The organism is Caballeronia catudaia (genome assembly GCF_001544755.2).
In the GTDB taxonomy this organism is placed as follows: domain Bacteria; phylum Pseudomonadota; class Gammaproteobacteria; order Burkholderiales; family Burkholderiaceae; genus Caballeronia; species Caballeronia catudaia.
Genome location: NZ_FCOF02000001.1, coordinates 283,617 through 302,278, shown reverse-complemented (window position 1 = coordinate 302,278; position 18,662 = coordinate 283,617). Strand labels below are relative to the sequence as shown.

16 protein-coding genes and 1 riboswitch are annotated in these 18,662 nt (G+C 61.7%); of the genes, 10 read left to right on the top strand and 6 right to left on the bottom strand.

Going from position 1 to position 18,662, the window contains the following annotated elements; all coding sequences use genetic code 11:
• Nucleotides 1–25 precede the first annotated feature (25 nt).
• The 4 genes from fliD to AWB75_RS01395 all read left to right on the top strand — a co-directional run bounded on the left by fliD (nucleotide 26) and on the right by AWB75_RS01395 (nucleotide 4,753).
• On the top strand, nucleotides 26–1,564 hold the full coding sequence (fliD, locus tag AWB75_RS01410; RefSeq protein ID WP_061122276.1) for a flagellar filament capping protein FliD: 1,539 nt from the start codon (nucleotides 26–28) through the stop codon (nucleotides 1,562–1,564).
• Between the two features lie 21 nt (nucleotides 1,565–1,585).
• Entirely contained in the window at nucleotides 1,586–1,885 is a 300-nt protein-coding gene (locus AWB75_RS01405) for a hypothetical protein (protein ID WP_061122275.1), read from the top strand.
• Nucleotides 1,886–2,126: 241 nt separating this feature from the next.
• The gene (locus tag AWB75_RS01400; RefSeq protein WP_143746391.1) at nucleotides 2,127–4,343 is read left to right on the top strand and encodes an FkbM family methyltransferase; all 2,217 of its coding nucleotides are present in this window, start codon (nucleotides 2,127–2,129) and stop codon (nucleotides 4,341–4,343) included.
• A gap of 26 nt (nucleotides 4,344–4,369) precedes the next feature.
• Nucleotides 4,370–4,753 carry a hypothetical protein gene (locus AWB75_RS01395; RefSeq protein WP_061122273.1) on the top strand — a complete coding sequence of 128 codons (384 nt, stop codon included), beginning with the start codon at nucleotides 4,370–4,372 and terminating at the stop codon, nucleotides 4,751–4,753.
• Nucleotides 4,754–5,021: 268 nt separating this feature from the next.
• Here the strand turns inward: AWB75_RS01395 and AWB75_RS01390 are convergent, their stop codons facing one another.
• Nucleotides 5,022–7,313 carry a tetratricopeptide repeat protein gene (locus tag AWB75_RS01390; protein ID WP_061122272.1) on the bottom strand — a complete coding sequence of 764 codons (2,292 nt, stop codon included), beginning with the start codon at nucleotides 7,311–7,313 and terminating at the stop codon, nucleotides 5,022–5,024.
• Nucleotides 7,314–7,691: 378 nt separating this feature from the next.
• Nucleotides 7,692–8,702, bottom strand: coding sequence for a sodium:calcium antiporter (locus AWB75_RS01385; RefSeq protein WP_061122271.1), 1,011 nt, complete (start codon nucleotides 8,700–8,702; stop codon nucleotides 7,692–7,694).
• A 93-nt stretch (nucleotides 8,703–8,795) separates the two neighbouring features.
• Nucleotides 8,796–8,965, bottom strand: a riboswitch (yybP-ykoY riboswitch).
• 185 nt (nucleotides 8,966–9,150) lie between these two features.
• Here AWB75_RS01385 and AWB75_RS01380 point away from each other — a divergent pair.
• Complete coding sequence (locus tag AWB75_RS01380; protein WP_061122441.1) at nucleotides 9,151–10,746, top strand: ABC transporter substrate-binding protein; 1,596 nt, start codon at nucleotides 9,151–9,153, stop codon at nucleotides 10,744–10,746.
• Between the two features lie 4 nt (nucleotides 10,747–10,750).
• Here the strand turns inward: AWB75_RS01380 and AWB75_RS01375 are convergent, their stop codons facing one another.
• On the bottom strand, nucleotides 10,751–11,824 hold the full coding sequence (locus AWB75_RS01375) for an MBL fold metallo-hydrolase (RefSeq protein WP_061122270.1): 1,074 nt from the start codon (nucleotides 11,822–11,824) through the stop codon (nucleotides 10,751–10,753).
• Between the two features lie 105 nt (nucleotides 11,825–11,929).
• Between AWB75_RS01375 and AWB75_RS01370 the strand changes: the two genes are divergently transcribed.
• The 4 genes from AWB75_RS01370 to AWB75_RS01355 are packed head-to-tail and all read left to right on the top strand — an operon-like array spanning nucleotide 11,930 to nucleotide 16,208.
• Nucleotides 11,930–12,352 (top strand): MerR family transcriptional regulator, encoded by a 423-nt coding sequence (locus AWB75_RS01370; protein ID WP_061122269.1) that lies wholly within the window; start codon nucleotides 11,930–11,932, stop codon nucleotides 12,350–12,352.
• A gap of 42 nt (nucleotides 12,353–12,394) precedes the next feature.
• Nucleotides 12,395–14,197 carry a bifunctional isocitrate dehydrogenase kinase/phosphatase gene (gene aceK, locus AWB75_RS01365; protein WP_061122440.1) on the top strand — a complete coding sequence of 601 codons (1,803 nt, stop codon included), beginning with the start codon at nucleotides 12,395–12,397 and terminating at the stop codon, nucleotides 14,195–14,197.
• 24 nt (nucleotides 14,198–14,221) lie between these two features.
• Nucleotides 14,222–15,010 (top strand): carbonate dehydratase, encoded by a 789-nt coding sequence (gene can / locus AWB75_RS01360; RefSeq protein WP_061122268.1) that lies wholly within the window; start codon nucleotides 14,222–14,224, stop codon nucleotides 15,008–15,010.
• Nucleotides 15,003–16,208 carry an acetyl-CoA C-acetyltransferase gene (locus AWB75_RS01355; protein ID WP_061122267.1) on the top strand — a complete coding sequence of 402 codons (1,206 nt, stop codon included), beginning with the start codon at nucleotides 15,003–15,005 and terminating at the stop codon, nucleotides 16,206–16,208. The genes can and AWB75_RS01355 overlap by 8 nt, the downstream gene beginning before the upstream one ends.
• 42 nt (nucleotides 16,209–16,250) lie before the next feature.
• On the opposite strand, the gene AWB75_RS01350 is transcribed toward AWB75_RS01355, so the two are convergent.
• The 3 genes from AWB75_RS01350 to AWB75_RS01340 all read right to left on the bottom strand — a co-directional run bounded on the left by AWB75_RS01350 (nucleotide 16,251) and on the right by AWB75_RS01340 (nucleotide 17,877).
• A complete protein-coding gene (locus AWB75_RS01350; RefSeq protein WP_061122266.1) occupies nucleotides 16,251–16,667 on the bottom strand; it encodes a type II toxin-antitoxin system VapC family toxin in 417 nt (138 codons plus the stop codon).
• The gene (locus AWB75_RS01345; RefSeq protein WP_143746390.1) at nucleotides 16,654–16,914 is read right to left on the bottom strand and encodes a hypothetical protein; all 261 of its coding nucleotides are present in this window, start codon (nucleotides 16,912–16,914) and stop codon (nucleotides 16,654–16,656) included. Before AWB75_RS01345 ends, AWB75_RS01350 begins: the two co-directional genes overlap by 14 nt.
• 87 nt (nucleotides 16,915–17,001) lie before the next feature.
• A complete protein-coding gene (locus AWB75_RS01340; RefSeq protein ID WP_268807804.1) occupies nucleotides 17,002–17,877 on the bottom strand; it encodes an FAD-dependent monooxygenase in 876 nt (291 codons plus the stop codon).
• Between the two features lie 88 nt (nucleotides 17,878–17,965).
• Between AWB75_RS01340 and AWB75_RS01335 the strand changes: the two genes are divergently transcribed.
• Entirely contained in the window at nucleotides 17,966–18,643 is a 678-nt protein-coding gene (locus AWB75_RS01335) for an SDR family oxidoreductase (protein WP_061122264.1), read from the top strand.
• Nucleotides 18,644–18,662: the final 19 nt, after the last annotated feature.

The following is an 18,662-nucleotide window of genomic DNA, read 5'->3' as shown; positions in this document are numbered from 1 at the left end:
GCAATACGAAACGGACGGAGTACACATGACCACCGTAGCCACGACCTCCACATCGGGCACCACTGTCGATCCGAACAGCGCCGTACAACAGGCTGCACAGTCGATCATCAGCGGTTCGACGAATTCGACGATGGACGTGAACTCGCTCGTTTCGGCGCTCGTGAATGCGAAGGTCGCCGGACAGACCGACGCGCTCAACAACAAGCAGAAGGCCGACAACACGCAACTCACCGCTGTCGGCTCGCTCAAGTCCGTGCTTTCGCTGCTGCAAAGCTCGCTCTCGAAGCTTGCCGACGGCACGGCCATGTCGTCCTTCACGGCCACCTCGGACGGCAAGGGTCTCACGGCGAGCACCACCACCGGCGCGGTCGCCGGCAGCTACGCGGTCAACGTGACCAACATCGCGTCGGCGCAGTCGCTGACGTCCGGCGTTTTCTCGACGACGGCCCCGCTCGGCTCCGGCACGATGACCATCAAGGTCGGCAGCAAGCAGAGCACGATCACGCTCGACAGCAGCAACAACACGCTCTCGGGCATCGCCTCCGCCATCAACTCGGCGTCGGACAATCCGGGCGTCACGGCGACCATCGTCAACGGCACGGACGGCGCGCACCTCGTGCTGCGCTCCTCGTCGACGGGTCTCGACAATGCCATCAACATCGGTGTCACGCCGGACGCGAGTTCGACCAACCCGCCGATCAACAAGCTCGTAGTTTCGTCTTCGACCACCACGACCGATCCCGACCCGAACAATCCGAACGGCACGATCGCCGTGCCCGAGCACACGACCATCGACAGCACGAATGGCTGGACGCAGTCGACCTCCGGCGTGGACGCGCACCTGACGGTGGCGGGCACCCCGATCGCGAGCGCGTCGAATTCGATCAAAGGCGCGATCACCGGCATCAACATGACGCTCACGTCGGATTCGGTTGGCACCACGCAGCATCTGACGATCGGCCAGGACATCAGCGGCCAGAAGACGACTATCGATTCATTCGTCACGGCATACAACAACTTCATCACGACCGCGGCGTCGCTCACGGCGTACGACTCGAAGGCCAGTTCGCAAGGCGCGCTGCTCGGCGACTCGATGATGAACGCAATCAAGAACACTATTTCGAGCACGATCAGCAAAGGCATCGGCAGCGGAGCCAGCCAGGTGAACCTCGCATCCATCGGCATCACGTTGCAGCCGGACGGCACATTGAAAACCGACGAAGGCGCGTTGACCGATGCACTCACCAACAACCCCGGCACCGTAGCCTCGCTATTCAACAAGAGCAACGGCGTCGCGGCGCAGTTGAACACGAGCCTTACGGGATACCTGGCGACGGGCGGTCTCATCGACGCCCGCACGACGGCGCTGAACGCCGACCTGAAGAGCATCTCGGATCAGCAGACGCAGCTCACTTCGTACACGCAGGAACTGACCACGCAGTACAACACGCAGTTCACCGCGCTCAACAAGCTGATGTCGCAAATGCAGACGCAGTCGAACTACCTGACGCAACTGTTCGGCGGGACAAACAGCGCGGGCGCGATGGCCACGAACGCGAAGTAAGCGCAAGCACAGGAGTCGAGCATGAACCAACACGAACTGATCCAGCATGTCTGGGCGCTGACCGAGGCGATCGAAGCGGCCGTCGATGCGCAAGACTGGGTGAAAGCGGCCGAACTCACGCAGGCGCGCACGCCGCTCGTGATGCAGATCGGAGCGGAACAATCCGCCGACGCGCTCGTCACCATCCGGAAGATTCAGGCGAGCATCGAATCGATGATGTCGCAGGCGCAAGCGGCGAACGTGCTGCTCTCGACCGGATACCGCCGCGCGATGGACAAAGCGCAGGCGGCCGGGCGGTATCATCAGGCGGCGCGCTTCTGAACTTCACTCCACATCACTGTCGCCGGCAGTTGGAAACGGATGAACCGCAGGCACTGCCAGCTTCGGTGCAGACTTTCTCCTACGGCGACACGCATCGAATACGAGCGTGAAGCCACGCACGCTCGAAACGTCACGTCGCGCCAGGACTGCATTCGCGCGCTTCGCCTCGTTGAACGGCGCAGTGCGCAAGCAACGCGTGCCCCGCCGTGCGTCACGCCTCGTCTCATGAATTGGCCCGGATTTGACCTCCAGTTCGAGGCTTTATCCGTGCACGACCCTCGCTAGAATTTTGCTGCACAGGTTACCCGTTTCGGGCGACCGCCCACTAGCGAACGGTCGAGGGACGCAGATGTCGCAATTCGAAGCAGCCGAAAAAATGCATCAGTATTACCGGGATGTTTTCACCCGGGAATTTTCCTTTCCGGCGATCGGCAACCTGCCGCGCGATCTCGTTCAGACGGCGTTGAACACGTGCGATACCGCCGCTCTGGCCGAGCATCTGATGCCCGTCCACTCCGGACTGCCCGCAAACAAGGATGCAGCTCTCAAGTTGATGCTGCTGCTCATTTCCCAGGCAAACCTGGCGCTCGACGCTTCTCGCGACGGACTGCAGACGCAATTGCAGCGTCCGCTCGTCGAAGCCGTCAAGAACGGCGTCAATCGCGTGCTGAGCCTCGATCCCACCGAGCAGTATGCAGTGATCGGCGCCCAGTTGCTGTATCGGATCGGCGAAATCGAAGCGATGACGGCGCTGCTGAATCAGGCGCCCTTGCTGGTCGAAAAGTCATCGACACTGCAAATGCTCATGGCGATGGTCGCGACGATAGCGGGCGACTACGAAGCGGCGCTCCCATTCCTCGAAAAACTCTTCGCGGCAAACGTTCAGATGCGCCATCCGACGGTTTCGCTGATGGGCATGGCGTGCGCGTACAAGCTGGGCGAGCGTCCGACCGATCCGATCGACTTTTCGATTCTCACCGCGCCGGAAGCCACGCGCGCCCCGCTGCCTTCATTGAATTGGCTTCTCCGCCCCGATGACGGTGCGCGCAGCCGCCCGACCGTTCTGATCGCATGCGACGACAACTATTTCTTCACCCATGCGCTCGGGCTAATAGGCTCGTTGCACGAAACCAATGCCAATGAACTGTGCGTTCATCTGCATCTCTATGCGCCGAATCCGAGCGTTCGCGCCTATGTGGCGCAATTGCACGAACGCTTCCCGAGTCTGACGATTACCGCTACGTTCGAAGAACCGGTATGGACGGTGGAAGGAGCGAGAGTTTACTTCGCGTCGCGCCGCTTCGTGGTCGCGTCGCAACTGCTCGAGATGTTCGACGCGCCGGTGATGATCGTGGACGCCGATTGTCTGTTCCGCAAAAACTGGCGGAAGTGGGTTGCCGAGCATGATCTGCACGCTGACGTGATTTCCACCGATCAGCCATTTGCGCCGTTCTGGGAAAAAGTGCCTGGCGGTTTTGTCTATCTCAACGCAACGGAAATCGGCCGCCGCTACATTGGTCTGGCCGCCGCATTCATTCAGCACAACCTGACGCAGCACAATCGACTGTGGTTTCTGGACCAGATCGGTCTTTCGGTCGCCTTCGATGAAGTGCTGGCCGGCGCACCCGCCGGGTCGTGGCAAGGCGGGAAGAAGTTGTTCGATATCAGCCATGCCGACGACGCGTTCTCCTGGGTGGTGACGACGGTCAAGCACTCGGCGGGACGGTATCAGGATTACAAGCGTTCGGTACTGGAGCGGCAGGGCTGGCTTTCCTGGAACACGCCTGGAGACATCTTCCGGATACTCAGCGAGCGCAACCAGAAAGTCAGTTTCCTCCAGGTCGGCGCAATGGATGGCAAGAGCTATGACCCGATCCATCCGTATGTGAAACAGTTCGGCTGGACCGGGATTCTTGTCGAACCGCTTCCCGACATGATGAGCCAGCTCAAGGCAAACTACGCCGGCTCAGCCGGACTGATCTTCGAAAACGTCGCAATAGCGGAGCAGGCAGGCAGCTTCCCGTTGTATCGGGTTACGCAGGAGACCATCCGCAAGCATAATCTGCCGCATTGGCTCGGTGGCATGTCCACCTTCAGCGACACGAAATTGAAGGACTACAAAGATTACGTCCACGTCCAGATGGTCGAAGGACAGCCGTTGCGGACCGTGATCGCCCGCAATGGCGTGTCGAACATTGACGTCTTGCAGATCGACACGGAAGGATTCGACTACCGGGTGTTCCGGCAATTCGATTTCGCCGCGTATCGTCCGAAAGTCATCAATATCGAGGTAGTGAACTTGTCCCGGGAAGAACGTGACGCGCTCGCCAGCGATCTCGTCGATCAGGGCTATGTCTTCTTCTACTACGAGATGGATCTGATGGCGGTCGATCTGCAATTCTTCGATGCAGCGGTGCCGGCGAAATCCACGATCGTGGAGGCAAATGCCCTGGCTTGAATCGTTGACCCACGCCGGCATCGGAGATGATCGATCGGGTGTGCCGGCTTGCGGAACGAAGGCGCAATAGCGAACAGCGGCAGACGCACGCACAGCGATTGGGAAGACGGGCGCGGATGTGGAATCCGCGCCCGTCTTCCGTTTACGCGACGCGCTCTCCCGCTATCCCGACCCGCCAATACCGGCTGCAAAACCTGCTCGTCGGGGATCGCCTCGCGAGAGTTCGCGCCGACCGTCCCGGCGCGACGCCGGACATTGTCCTCGTATCGGACACGGCATCCGAAATCGGCCCGGAGGTGAACGGCATAGTCGTGATTTCCTTCTACGACCTTGCCTCATCCCGGCATCGAGATGTTGAAGTAGTGATTTCGCTCGTCTTCGTCCCGACGAACCCTCGCCGAACGCTGTGAGGGCGACGGACTCAGATTCGGGTCATTGACCGCATCGACACACATTCGTCAGGATGACATAGATATTGGAGACGGAGCCGTCTTCCGCTGGAAATCCGGCGCGCCCTCTCTATCGGAAGATTGCCTGAGCGGCAACCAGCGGGGCCGCAGTGTGCCAGGCATGACTCGACCGGGTCATTTCAAAATGACGCTGGCCGCGAGGAACGCGCTCGTTCCTCGCGGCCAGCCGGACTACTTCGAAGCGTCCGTGCAAGCTCTCAGCCGTCGATCAGACGCCCGCTGCGTCGATATGTGCAGCGGGGAGCCCATTGCACCATCGTTCCCACATGATTCTGAATGCGCGAGAGACGCCCTTGGCAACCACGTCTGACTGAAATACCGCCGACTGACTGCAACGATCGCGCAAGCTCTGGCGAACTTCGTTCAGCGCCGGAAGGTCGGTAGCATTGGACGCGGCCAGTCGAACGAAATCGTCCGAGTCTCGCGCGACGAAACGATCCAGGCCGACATGTGAGATCCATCCCGTCGCTGCTCTGCTCACGAGAGAATCGCCGGCCATCGTCACGGTGGGCACGCCCATCCAAAGCGCGTTGAGCGTGGTGGTCGAAGCCGAGTAAGGAAATGCGTCGAGGCACAAGTCGACCTGATGGTGCTGCTGAAGGTACACAGCGGTGCTCGATCGCTGCCGGAATACCAGCCGGTCCTGCGAGATTCCCGCACCGGCGAACCATTCGGTTACGTTGGCCTCGGCGGATTGACCGCCCCCTCTTGGCATTGCGCCGATGACCATTTTCGAGTTCGGCACTTCATGCATCACTCTCGCCCAAAGCGCGATGACGTCCGGCCGAAGCTTGTTGATGCGGTTGAAGCTGCCAAACGTGACATATCCGTTATGCATGGCCGGCAAAAGATTGACGGGCGGGCTGTTTTCCGTAGGGATGAACGGACCGATGGCAGGCAGATGGACGAGCTTTTCGGTGAATTGATCTGCCACGATTTCGACAGGCGCGCAAAAGCGGTCGGCGAGATAGTAGTCGATGGTCGAAAGCCCGGTCGTCGCCGGATAGCCGATCCAGCTCGTCTGGATCGGGGCAGGCTTCCGGGCGAAGGTAAGCAGTCGATTGCGACCGGTATGGCCCGAGAGATCAACGAGGATATCAATGTCATCCGCTTGTATGGTCCGCGCGAGTTGCTCGTCGGACATTCTCGCGACCTGACGCCAGTGCGAACAATACCCGCGGATACGCTCGGTCGTTGCGTCGTCGGCGATGTGGTTGTGGTATATGAAGATCTGAAGACTTGGGTCGTCCGCCAGGCTCTTCAGCACGGGAACCACATACGACGCCACCGCGTGAGTAAAAAGGTCGCCCGAGACGAAACCCACTCGCAAACGTCGCCCGGGCGATCGATCCACGTTGGCTTTCGGCTGAACCCTTGCAACCGATCCTTCGGAGCGCAAGCCGAAATTCCGGTGCTCGGTGAGCAAAGTCTTCTGGTCTATGTTCGTCTGATGCACGAGACAGAACAGAAGATTGCTGTGGGATGCGAAGTCGTTGGGGTTGACCTCGATAGCATCGCGCAGATATTTGGCCGCCTCGGTCATCATACCTGCGTCGAGCATCAGCATCCCGAGTGTCCCATAGGTGCCCGACGCAGACGGCGCCAGTTCTATGGCTCGGCGGCACGACGCCACGGCTTCGTGAAATCTTCCCTGGCCTCCGAGAGCGATGCCCATGATACGGTGAGCCTCGGCACAATCCTGAGCGGTTTCGATGATGGATTTGCACTCGCCTTCTGCTTCGACAAACTGGCCCAGCACGACCAGCGTATCGGCGAGAAGCACGCGAGTTTGAATTTCATCCGGAATCAGCTCGATCGACCTTTTCAGCGGTGCAACGGATTCTGCATGCCGACCATCGCGGTTCAACGCAACGCCCAGGCAACGCCATGAAATTCCGTCCATCGGATAGCGTTGCGTCATCGTGCGCGCAAGCTTTGCGGCGTCCGCAAACTGGCCCTTGTTGAACACGGCCGAGAAGCGATTGATCTCGTGCGCCGTGAGGCGGCGGATTCCCGCCACGCCAACTTTCCTGGTCTTGTTATCGGGAATCGGCGCCGACGGCGGCGCCGCGACGGGCACGAAGGTCACTTCCGCCGAACCTGTCATCCGTCGGACCAAGAGGTCGGCCAAAGGACCTTCGAGTCCGTGCTTCTGCCCGATCTCGAAAGCGATCCAGGCCGCCGGCACCTGTTTGTCCTCGATCAGCGCGCTGACATAGGCGAACCAGTACTGACCGTTCTGCGGTATTGCCCCGATGCTGGCTTCGAAGTGAGGCAGTGCCTTGGACGGACTTCCCGTTTGAACATACAGCGTCCCGAGATGAAAGTTCGCGTCCGGCTGACCGGGCATTGCCTGCAGAATGCCGTGATACAAACGCTCGGCATCACCGTATTCGCCGTTTTGCTGATGCTGTAGTGCAGTTTTCAGGGCGACGACGATATCATGCTCGGACTGAAATGCAGGGGCGATGGCTTCGGCGATCGACAGATGGCTGTTCATAATCTTCTGTGTTACTTGGAATACCGCAAGTGTGCGGCCTTGACCGGGATCTTCATCTCCGAAGAGGGCAAATGTACGCTGACGGACATATGGATTTCCGTGTCGGACCGAAGAAGGTGTCGGACAAATTATCCGATCGGCGACCTCGATCCAAAGCGCGGAGATGAGGCAGGAAACCGTGCTACTTTCCGCGATAGCTCGTCCGTCCGGTCAGGTCTGGTCCGCGCGCTTATACCAAACAACGCCAAGCCCCTAAAGTTCTCTCTTCTCCCGCCGATAACGAACTCAAGAACAACGAGAACAACGCGCCGGCTTTGCCAGCGCGCCGCTTCGCCCTCGATGCCCGCTTCGGCGGGCATTTTTCTTTTCAGCGCGCCCTCAGCGCGCCAACGTCAGCACGAGATACGCGCCGTACAGCACGCCGTTGCCGAGCAGCGCCCACAGCACGACGCCATTGACCCGCGCATTGAGCCGCAACCACGCGGCCGCCGCGAGCGTGATCAGCACACCCGTCAGCACTTCGACGCGCGGTTCCCAGGGCGTCAACATGATCCCGATGCCGGGCAGCAACGTCCCTTGAAACACCATCGCGCCGGTGATGTTGCCGAACGCGAGCGTGTCTTTCCCACGTCGCGCCCAAAGAATGCTGTTCACCTTCTCGGGCAGTTCGGTCGCGATCGGAATGATGATGAGCGACAGCAACAGCGGAGAAATTCCGAGCGCGTGCGAGACGCCCTCGACGCCATGAATGAAGCCCTTCGCGCCGCCCACCAGCAGCACGATGCCCACGAGAAACTGCAGCATGATCGAGCCGAGCGAAGTCCGCATGCCGAGCCGCGACGCAAACAACGCCTCGGGCGCCTCCGTCCCGTGCCCGCCCTCGACGAGCCGCGCCGACGCCCTGAACGTCGAAATCACATAAACGACATAAAGCGCGACGAGCCCGGCCGCGAACATCGCGCGCACCGGCCACGCATGATGCGGCACGAACATCGCGGCGCAGGCGATCAGGAAGGCAATCAGGAAGAAGTTGAGATCGCGCACGAAGCCGCTGCGCTCCGGCACAATCCTGCCGCGCAAACCACGCGACTTGAGGATCGCGACCGTCATCAGGCAAGTGGAAAGCGTCGCGAGCATCAGCGGCGCGCCGAGGATCGCGCCGACGCCGATTTCCTCGTTGACGGCGCGGCTGGAAGTACCGCCGAGCAACGCGATGATCGGCACGGTGGTTTCCGGCAAGGCCGTGCCGACCGCCGCGAACAGCGATCCGGTCACGCCTTCGGAGATGCCGAGCCGCTCACCGAGATGTTCGAGCGCGTTGGTGAACAGCTCCGACGCGATCAGAATGATCGCGAGCATCAGCGCGAGTTCGAGAAAGAGCATCGTCATGCGGCACCTCGCATCGAAAAATGCGTTGGGCGCGCAAGCGTGCGCGAAAGACAGGGGATTTGTAGTTGTGGGGACACGATGATTCCACGGCCGGACGTCGAGCGAACCACGATGCGCCACGCCCGTCCGACCAGGAACGACATAGCGCATCGATGGTCTCGCCAAACCGTTCCGGTCGAACGCGCCACGGCAGCAGAGCCGAGGATGTTGACGCGTTCTCCTTCGCACGCGAAGGAAGGCTACTCCCCAAAGACGGCGCAAGTTTAGCCCGATGCGCCCCGTTTCGGCAAGCCGCGCGTCATTTCATCGAAGCGCGCCGCATAAGCGTATGCCGATCGAATCGTTGTCGAAGGCGCACGCATTCGCTACGCTAGCCGCGCCGGGCGCGCCGCTTGCACCGCCTGCCCCTCGTCATCCACGAACAAGAATGAAGATCACGGGAGATCTCATGCGTTTCAAACTCCTCGCCGCGGCTACGGCCCTCGCATGCTTCGCCGCGCCGATGCTCGCGATGTCCAAGCCGCTCACCGTCTGCACCGAATCGAGCCCGGACGGTTTCGATGTCGTGCAGTTCAATTCGCTCGTGACGACCAACGCATCGGCGGATGTCATCTTCAACACGCTCGTCTCCTACGATGAAGCCACGAAGAAAGTCATGCCCTCGCTCGCCGAGAAGTGGGACGTGAGCGGCGACGGCCTGACTTACACCTTCCATCTGCGTCCGAACGTTCAGTTCCAGACGACCGATTACTTCAAGCCGACGCGCCCGCTCACCGCCGACGACGTCGTTTTCACGTTCGAGCGCATGCTCTCGGACAGCAATCCGTGGCACAAGATCGCGGGCGCGAGCGGTTTTCCGCACGCGCAGTCGATGGGTCTCGTGAAGCTCATCAAGGCCGTGACGAAAGTCGATGACCACACCGTGAAATTCGAGCTCAACGAGCCGAACGCGACCTTCGTGCCGATTCTCACGATGGGCTTCGCATCCATCTATTCATCGGAATACGCGGACAAGCTGTTGAAGGCGAACCAGCAAACCGATCTGAACAGCAAGCCGATCGGCACCGGCCCGTTCGTGCTGAAGAGCTATACGAAGGACTCGGTGATCCGCTTCGACCTCAATCCGTCGTACTGGGGCGCGAAACCGAAGATCGATCGCCTGATCTACGCGATCACGCCCGACGCGGCCGTTCGCGCGCAGAAAATCAAGGCGGGCGAATGCCAGATCGCGCTGTCGCCGAAGCCGCAGGACGTGCTCGATGCGAAGAAGGACAAGACGCTGAAAGTCAGCGAAGCGCCCGCGTTCATGACGGCGTTCGTCGCGCTCAACACGCAGAAGAAGCCGCTCGACAATCCAAAGGTGCGTCAGGCGATCAACATGGCGTTCGATCGCACGACGTACATGAAAACCGTGTTCGACAATACGGCGACGCAAGCCGTGAATCCGTATCCGCCGAATACGTGGAGCTACGACAAGAAGATTGCGGCGTACAAGTATTCCGCGAATGACGCGAAGAAGCTGCTCGCCGACGCGGGCTTTCCGAACGGCTTCGACACGACCATCTGGGTGCGTCCGAACGGCAGCGTCCTGAACCCGAACCCGAAGGCCGGCGCCGAACTGCTGCAGGCCGATCTCGCGAAGATCGGCGTGAAGGCGCAGGTGAAGATCATCGAATGGGGCGAGCTGATCAAAGAGGCCAAGCAAGGTCAGCACGACATGCTGTTCATGGGCTGGGCGGGCGATAACGGTGATCCCGACAATTACCTGTCGCCGCTGTTCAGTTGCAATGCGGTGAAGTCGGGCATCAACTTCGCGCGTTATTGCGATCCGCAACTCGACAAGCTCATCGCAGACGGCAAGGCTACGCCCGATGTCGCGAAACGCACGAAAGCGTATGTCGATGCGCAGAAGATCATCCACGATCAGGCATTGTGGATTCCGCTCGTCTATCCGACGGCGGCCGCGCTCACGCGCGCGAACGTCAGCGGTTATGGCGTGAGTCCGTTCGGGCGCGTGAATTTCGGCGCCGTTTCAGTGCAGTAAGTGATCAGGCCGGCGAGAAACGGATCACACCGTCATCGCCGGTTTCACGCTTCAAGGTTCCATCGAGCCAGAGCAGGTTCAGATGCGCGAGCGCTTCGCCGAGCGCGAACGTCATCTGATGAATGTCGAGCTTGCGCCGGAACATGATCGGCACGATATCGGCGGCGCTGCACGGTTGCTGCGCACACGCCTCGCGCACTTCCGCCAGCCGCGCGCGATGATGCTCCCGCAATTGCCCGATGCGCGTCTGCACGCCGCGAAACGGCTTGCCGTGCGAGGGCAACGCGAGGGTATCGGCGGGCATCGTTTCGTACCGGCCGAGCGATTCCAGATAGAGCGCGAGCGGATTGCCTTCCGGCTCGATCGCGAACACGGACACGTTCGTCGAGATGCGCGGCAACACCATGTCGCCGGAAATGAGCAGCTTGTCCGTTGCAGAAAACAGCGCGGTGTGTTCGGGCGAATGACCGTAACCCGTCACGACCTCCCAGTCACGCGCGCCGATCCGGATGACATCGCCATTGCGGATACGCCGGTATTCCGCGGGAATCGACGGCACGAGCGTCGGGTAATAGCTGTCACGGTTGCGCAAGGCGTCGAGCGAGGCTGGGTCCGTCAGACCATGCGCCGCGAAATGCGCCGCCGCGCGCTCGCCGCCGGCGTTGGAGCCGTCGCCGGCGGCCATGACGCGGCCCATCGCGTATTCGCCGAGCGAAATCCACAGGCGCACGTTCCAGCGCGCTTTGTCTGCGCCCTTGCAAAGCCAGTCGGCCAGGCCGAGATGATCGGGATGGCAATGCGTGACGATCACGCGCAGCACCGGCAAGCCGTCGAGCACGGTATCGAACACGCGCTCCCAGTTCGCGCGGATCGTGTCGCTCGAAATGCCGCAATCGACGATGGTCCAGCCTTTCTCACCGTCGATCTCGTCGCGCAGCAGCCAGAGATTGATGTGATCGAGCGCGAACGGCAGCGGCATGCGCAGCCAGAACACGCCCGGCGCCACTTCCCTGACGCCGCCCGCGTCCGGCAAAGCGTCGGCGAAAACATAGTCGAGCTGGTGTTCGAGTGCGTTCATTCGGTGCCTGCCTCCGGGTTTGCGCCGCATTGCAATCTGGCGAAGTTGACGATAACGTAAACGTCCATTCTAACGTTGCGCGCGCTTTTGCGCTGTCCGCCCGCGATGACTCAACCGACGCACTACACGATCACCGAACTGGCGCGCGAGTTCGACATCACGCCGCGCGCGATTCGCTTCTACGAAGATCAGGGCCTGCTCGCGCCGAAACGCGAAGGCGCGAACGGCCTGCGGCGCGTGTATTCGCCGCGCGACCGCACGCGCCTGAAGCTCACGCTGCGCGGCAAGCGGCTCGGCTTCACGCTGTCGGAGATTCGCACGCTGCTCGATCTCTATGATTCGCCCACCGGCACCGCGACGCAGCTTCAGGCTTTCGTCGATACGATCGCTGCGCATCGCGAAGTGCTGACGCGCCAGCTCGAAGACCTGAACACGACGCTCGCCGAACTCGCCGCCTACGAGGAACAGGGACGCGCGCTGCTCGCGGCGGGCATGGAGAAGCGCGCGCGCAAACCGAAAGCCGCGTGACCTGAAACGCGCTGACGTCAACGTGCGGAGTGCATGGCCGACATGAATCACTTCCCCAAGCTGCTCTCGTCGCAAATCGGCTTCGATGTCGCCAAGACGATACTCGAAGGCTTCGAGCATCACTATCGCGTGTTTCGCGAGGCCGCGATCGAGGCGAAGACGCTGTTCGAGCGCGCCGAATGGCACGCGGTGCAGCAGCTCGCGCGCGACCGCATCACGTCGTATGACGATCGCGTGGCGGAATGCGTGGCGCTGCTCGAAGACGAATACGACGCCGAGAACATCGACGACGACGTCTGGCAGCAGATCAAGCTGCATTACATCGGCTTGCTGACGACGCATCGTCAGCCGGAATGTGCGGAGACGTTCTTCAACTCGGTGTGCTGCAAGATTCTGCATCGCTCGTATTTCAACAACGATTTCATCTTCGTGCGCCCGGCGATCTCCACCGAGTACATCGAAAACGACGAACCCGCCGCGAAGCCCACGTATCGCGCGTATTACCCGGAGCGCGACGGCCTCGCCGTGACGCTCGAGCGCATCGTCACGAACTTTCAGCTCGAGCCGCCGTTCGAAGACCTGACGCGCGACGTGCAATGCGTGATGCAGACGCTGAAAGACACGTTCGGCGATCTCACGCCCGCGCCCAATTTCCAGATTCACGTGCTGTCGTCGCTGTTCTTTCGCAACAAGGCGGCGTATATCGTCGGGCGCATCATCAACGGCGATGCGCTCCTGCCCTTCGCGATCGCGATACGGCACACGTCGCCCCGCCTGCTCGCGCTCGATACCGTGCTGCTGTCGCGCGAGCAGGTGCTCATCATCTTCAGCTTCTCGCACTCGTACTTTCTCGTCGACATGGAAGTGCCGTCGGCGTTCGTGCAGTTCCTCGCCACGATCATGCCGCGCAAGCCGAAAGCGGAAATCTATACGTCGGTGGGTTTGCAGAAGCAGGGCAAGAACGATTTCTATCGCGACCTGCTGCATCATCTGTCGCATTCGAGCGATAAATTCATCGTGGCGCCGGGCATCAAGGGGCTCGTGATGATCGTCTTCACGCTGCCTTCGTTTCCCTATGTGTTCAAGCTCATCAAGGACGCATTCCCGCCGCCGAAGGAAACCACGCGGCAGAAGATCCAGGACAAGTATCAGCTCGTGAAGCGGCATGACCGCCTGGGCCGCATGGCCGACACGCTCGAATATTCGAGCGTCGCGCTGCCGGTGGCGCGTCTCGATGACGCACTCATCCGCGAACTCGAAAACGAAGCGCCCTCGATGATCGAATACGAAGGCGAGAATCTCGTCATCGGGCACGTGTATATCGAGCGCCGCCTGTTGCCGCTCAATCTGTTCCTGCAGAACGCGAGCGCCGACGAAATCGATCACGGCATCAAAGAGTATGGCGATGCGATCAAGCAGTTGATACAGGCCAACATCTTTCCCGGCGACATGCTGTACAAGAACTTCGGCGTGACGCGGCACGGTCGCGTCGTGTTCTACGACTACGATGAAATCGAGTACCTGACCGATTGCAACGTGCGCCGAGTGCCGCCGCCGCGCTTCGAGGAAGACGAAATGTCCGGCGAACCGTGGTATACCGTCGGGCCGCACGATATCTTTCCCGAGACGTACGGCACTTTTTTACTTGGCGATCCGCGCGTGCGCGAAGCGTTCATGCGCCATCACGCGGATTTCTTCGATCCCGCGCTCTGGCAGCATCACAAGGAACAACTGCTGCGCGGCGAACTCGCCGACTTCTTTCCCTATGACCGGGACGTCCGATTCTGCATCCGTTATCCGGAGCGCTTCGAGAAGCCCGGCCGACCGGACGCGCGCGCTGCCTGAGCGCACGCGTCCCCGCATTGCTCAATGAACATGAACCAAAGCAACCACAGCAACGAAGCCGCCAATCCCCTCGCCCATCTGTTCGCAAACAACCAGAACTGGGTCGCGCACAAGCTCGGCGAGGACGCGAAATTCTTCGAGCGGCTCGCGCATCAGCAGACGCCCGAGTATTTGTGGATCGGCTGCGCGGATTCGCGTGTGCCCGCGAACGAGATCATCGGCCTGCCGCCGGGCGAGGTGTTCGTGCATCGGAACATCGCGAACGTGGTCGTGCACTCGGATCTCAACTGTCTGTCGGTGATCCAGTTCGCCGTCGATCTGCTGAAGGTGAAGCACATCATGGTCGTCGGCCATTACGGCTGCTCGGGCGTGGGCGCGGCGCTCGTCGGACGGCGCGTCGGTCTCGCCGACAACTGGCTGCGTCACGTCGAGGACGTGCGCGAAAAGCACGCCGCGCTGCTCGAAGACTGGCCGCTCGGCGACGCGCGGCATCGTCGGCTCGTCGAGCTGAACACGATCGAGCAGACCATCAACGTGTGCCGCACGACCGTCGTCAACGACGCCTGGGCGCGCGGACAGGAGCTCACCGTGCATGGCTGGACTTACGGCGTGCACGACGGCCGCCTGCGCAACATGGGCATGATGATCGGCGCTCAGGAGGAGATCGATCCGGTTTACCGGTCGTGCATCGCCGCATTGACGCGCGGCGGCGAGTATCCCACGGAAAACGACGTGCTCGCGTCCGATGCGGCGCGTCTCGGAGACGTTCCCGGCGTCATTCAAGACGTCATCAAGGAGATGAAACATGAGTGAGACACAGAGAGACCCGCAGAAGGATTCGATCGTCATCGTCTCGGCCGCGCGCACGCCGATGGCTGCGTTTCAGGGCGATTTCGCCGCGCTGACCGCGCCGCAGCTCGGCGCGGCGGCGATTGCCGCGGCGATCGAACGCGCGGGCGTGAAGCCCGGGCAGATCGACGAGGCGATCATGGGCTGCGTGCTGCCCGCGGGACAAGGCCAGGCGCCCGCGCGTCAGGCGGCGCTCGGAGCGGGCCTGCCGCTTTCGACCGGCTGCACGACGATCAACAAGATGTGCGGCTCCGGCATGCGCGCCGCGATGTTCGCGCACGACATGCTGCTCGCGGGTTCCGCCGAGGTGATCGTCGCGGGCGGCATGGAGAGCATGACGAACGCGCCGTATCTGCTGCCCAAAGCGCGCGGCGGCATGCGCATGGGGCACGCTCAAGTGCTCGACCACATGTTCCTCGACGGGCTGGAAGACGCCTACGAGAAAGGCCGCCTGATGGGCACGTTCGCGGAGCAATGCGCGTCGTCGTATGCGTTCTCGCGCGAGTCGCAGGACGCGTTCGCGGTCGAATCGCTGCGGCGCGCGCAACGGGCCAACGAAGACGGCTCGTTTGCATGGGAGATCGCACCGGTTACCGTGCAAGGCAGGAAGGGCGATGTCGTCGTCGGGCGCGACGAGCAGCCGTTCAAGGCCAATATCGAGAAGATTCCGTCGCTCAAGCCGGCATTCGCCAAGGACGGGACAGTGACGGCGGCGAATTCGTCGTCGATATCGGACGGCGCCGCAGCGCTCGTGATGATGCGCGAATCGACGGCAAAGCGGCTCGGCGTGAGTCCGATTGCGCGTGTGGTGGGGCATAGCACGTTCGCGCAGGAGCCAGCGTTGTTCACGACGGCGCCGGTGGGCGCCATTAGCAAGCTGTTCGAGAAGAACGGCTGGCGCGCGGGCGATGTCGATCTCTACGAGATCAATGAGGCGTTCGCCGTCGTGACGATGGCCGCGATGCGCGAACACGATCTGCCGCACGACAAGGTCAATGTGAATGGCGGCGCCTGCGCGCTCGGGCATCCGATCGGGGCTTCGGGTGCGCGAATTCTTGTCACGTTGATCGGGGCGTTGAAGGCGCGTGGGGCGCAGCGTGGAGTCGCGAGTTTGTGTATCGGCGGCGGGGAGGCTACGGCGATGGGGGTGGAGCTGGTTTGAGTGTTTGATTGCCGGTCCGGGCGTGCGCTACGCCCGGGCGATTCAGTCGAAGGGATTCAGCGTCTTGAGCCCCGCGATCTTGAAATCCTTCTCGTTGCGCGTAACGACCGTCAGGCTGTGAACCATCGCCGTCGCGGCGATGAGCTTGTCTAGCGCAGGTTCGGCGTGCGGAACGCGAAGGCGGCCCCAAAGTCTGCCGATCTCTTCGTCGACAATCAGAATGTTCTTAGCGTACTCCTCGAAAACGTCTTCGGTCCAGGCTTCGATCGTCGCGGCCTGCCGCGCGTCGCCTTTGTGACGCAGACGAAAGACGCCGCGCCGAAGCTCCGCGACCGTGACGACGGAAAGGTGAACGGCCTCCCCCTCGAGCTTGCTTCGACGGAAGAACGCGCGCACACCTTCGTTCGCGCGTTCTTCCCTGCGAGTCTCGCTGATGACGTTCGTGTCAGCGAGACACATCCAGCTCTCCCTTTGCGATCAACTCCCGCTCCAGACTTCGATCGAAAATCCAGTCTTCGACATCGACTGCCGGAAAGCTCATAAGCGCGTCGATGAACGCGGCATTGTCCGTGTCGACCTTTTGCCCCATGCGGCGTCGGACTTCGAGTTCGATTTCCCGCTCTTTGGCAGCGCGTTCCTGAATTTCACGTAGCTCTTCCGGAGTGATATCCCAGGAAGATTCCGTCTGGTTGATGTTTTCCGACATATTCGGCTCCTTCGACGTTGCAACAGCCGTCACTCTATCGAACCCGCCTGAAACATACCTAGTCATCCAAACGAAATAGGCTAAATCTCACTCACCCGCCAACGACATCGCCACCGCGCGTTTGAATGGCGTCGCGCCGAGCCGCCGTTCGAAACGGCGTTCGATCTCGCGATCGAATTCATCGATGTCGAGCCTGTTCAGCCGCTCGATCTCGCGCGCGCCGAGCGTCACCACGACCGACGACCGATGCGCGCCGCTCTCCGGATCGGCGTTCATCGGCAGGAGCGCGAGCGTTTGTCCAAAACCGAACCATTCCCACGCCGCGTGTTCGTGCGACGCCTCGTGCGTCATGCAGCACACGAGCATCGACTTGCCGAAATCGTGCATCTGCGCGGCGATGCCCATCATGCGGCGCGTCGTCGAGAACCGGCTGTCCGCGGCCACGACGAGCTGCGCCGTGATCGTCGCGCCGCTGTCGAGCCGCACGCGCGCGCCGCAGGCGTCGGTATCCACGTCGATCACGCGCTCGGACGCCATCACGCGAATCTGCGCGCCCGAATCGCGAGCATGCTCGACCGCTTCGAACGCCGCGCGCCGGATCAGATGATTCGACACGAGCCAGCCGAGTTCGGCGTGACCGCTCAACGCATGGCCGATCTTCATCGAAAACGGCGACGATCCATTGAACACGCGCGCGTCGGCGAGCTGCGATTTCGCGTTCGTATCGATGCGCTCCCACGCGCCGAGCGTCTTCAGGTACGCGACGGATTTTTGCGTCATCGCGATCTCGCGTCCGTCGAAGGCGGGGTCGCGAAGCGCATCGAGACTCTGCTGCTCGACCAGCACGATCGACAGACCCGCACCGCTCAACGCATTCGCGAGAGACAGACCCGCCGGCCCCGCGCCGACGATCACGACATCGGCATGCATCATCTTTCTGGTCTTACGTATTCGATAGCGCACAACGATAGCCGAACCGCCGGCGCGCGCGCCGCGACAGCGGGTCGCGCGTTATAGTCGCAAGGTCGGCAACCAACGGAACGTATCGCTCATGAAAACGGTATTGATCGTCGGCGCGTCGCGCGGCCTCGGCCACGAGTTCGCGCGCGAATATGCCCGCGACGGCTGGCGCGTGCTCGCCACGGCCCGCGACAAAACTTCGCTCTCCGCGCTCGACGCGATGGGCGCGCAAACCTTCCCCCTCGATGTCACGCAGCCCGAGCAGATCGCCGCGCTCGCGTGGCAGCTCGACGAGGAAAAACTCGATGTCGCGATCGTCGTGTCGGGCGTGTACGGTCCGCGCACGGAAGGCGTCGAAACCATCAGCGCGGAGGATTTCGATCAGGTGATGCACACCAACGTGCGCGGCCCGATGCAGTTGCTCCCCGTGCTCCTGCCGCTCACCGATGCCGCCAGCGGCGTGCTCGCGGTCGTGTCGAGCAAGATGGGCAGCATCGCGCAGGCGAGCGGCACGACCGGCTGGCTGTATCGCGCGAGCAAGGCGGCGCTCAATTCGGCGCTCAAGTCGGCGTCGATCGAATCGCGTCATTCGGCGTGCATCGCGCTGCATCCTGGCTGGGTGCGCACGGAGATGGGCGGGCCGTCGGCGGCGATCGATGTGGCGCACAGCGTATCGGGCATGCGCGCGGTCATCGCCGAGGCAGGCGCGATGCGCGAGCAATTCAACGGCAGCTTCGTCCAGTACGACGGCACGAAGCTCGAATGGTGAAACCGCAAACCGGAGCAAA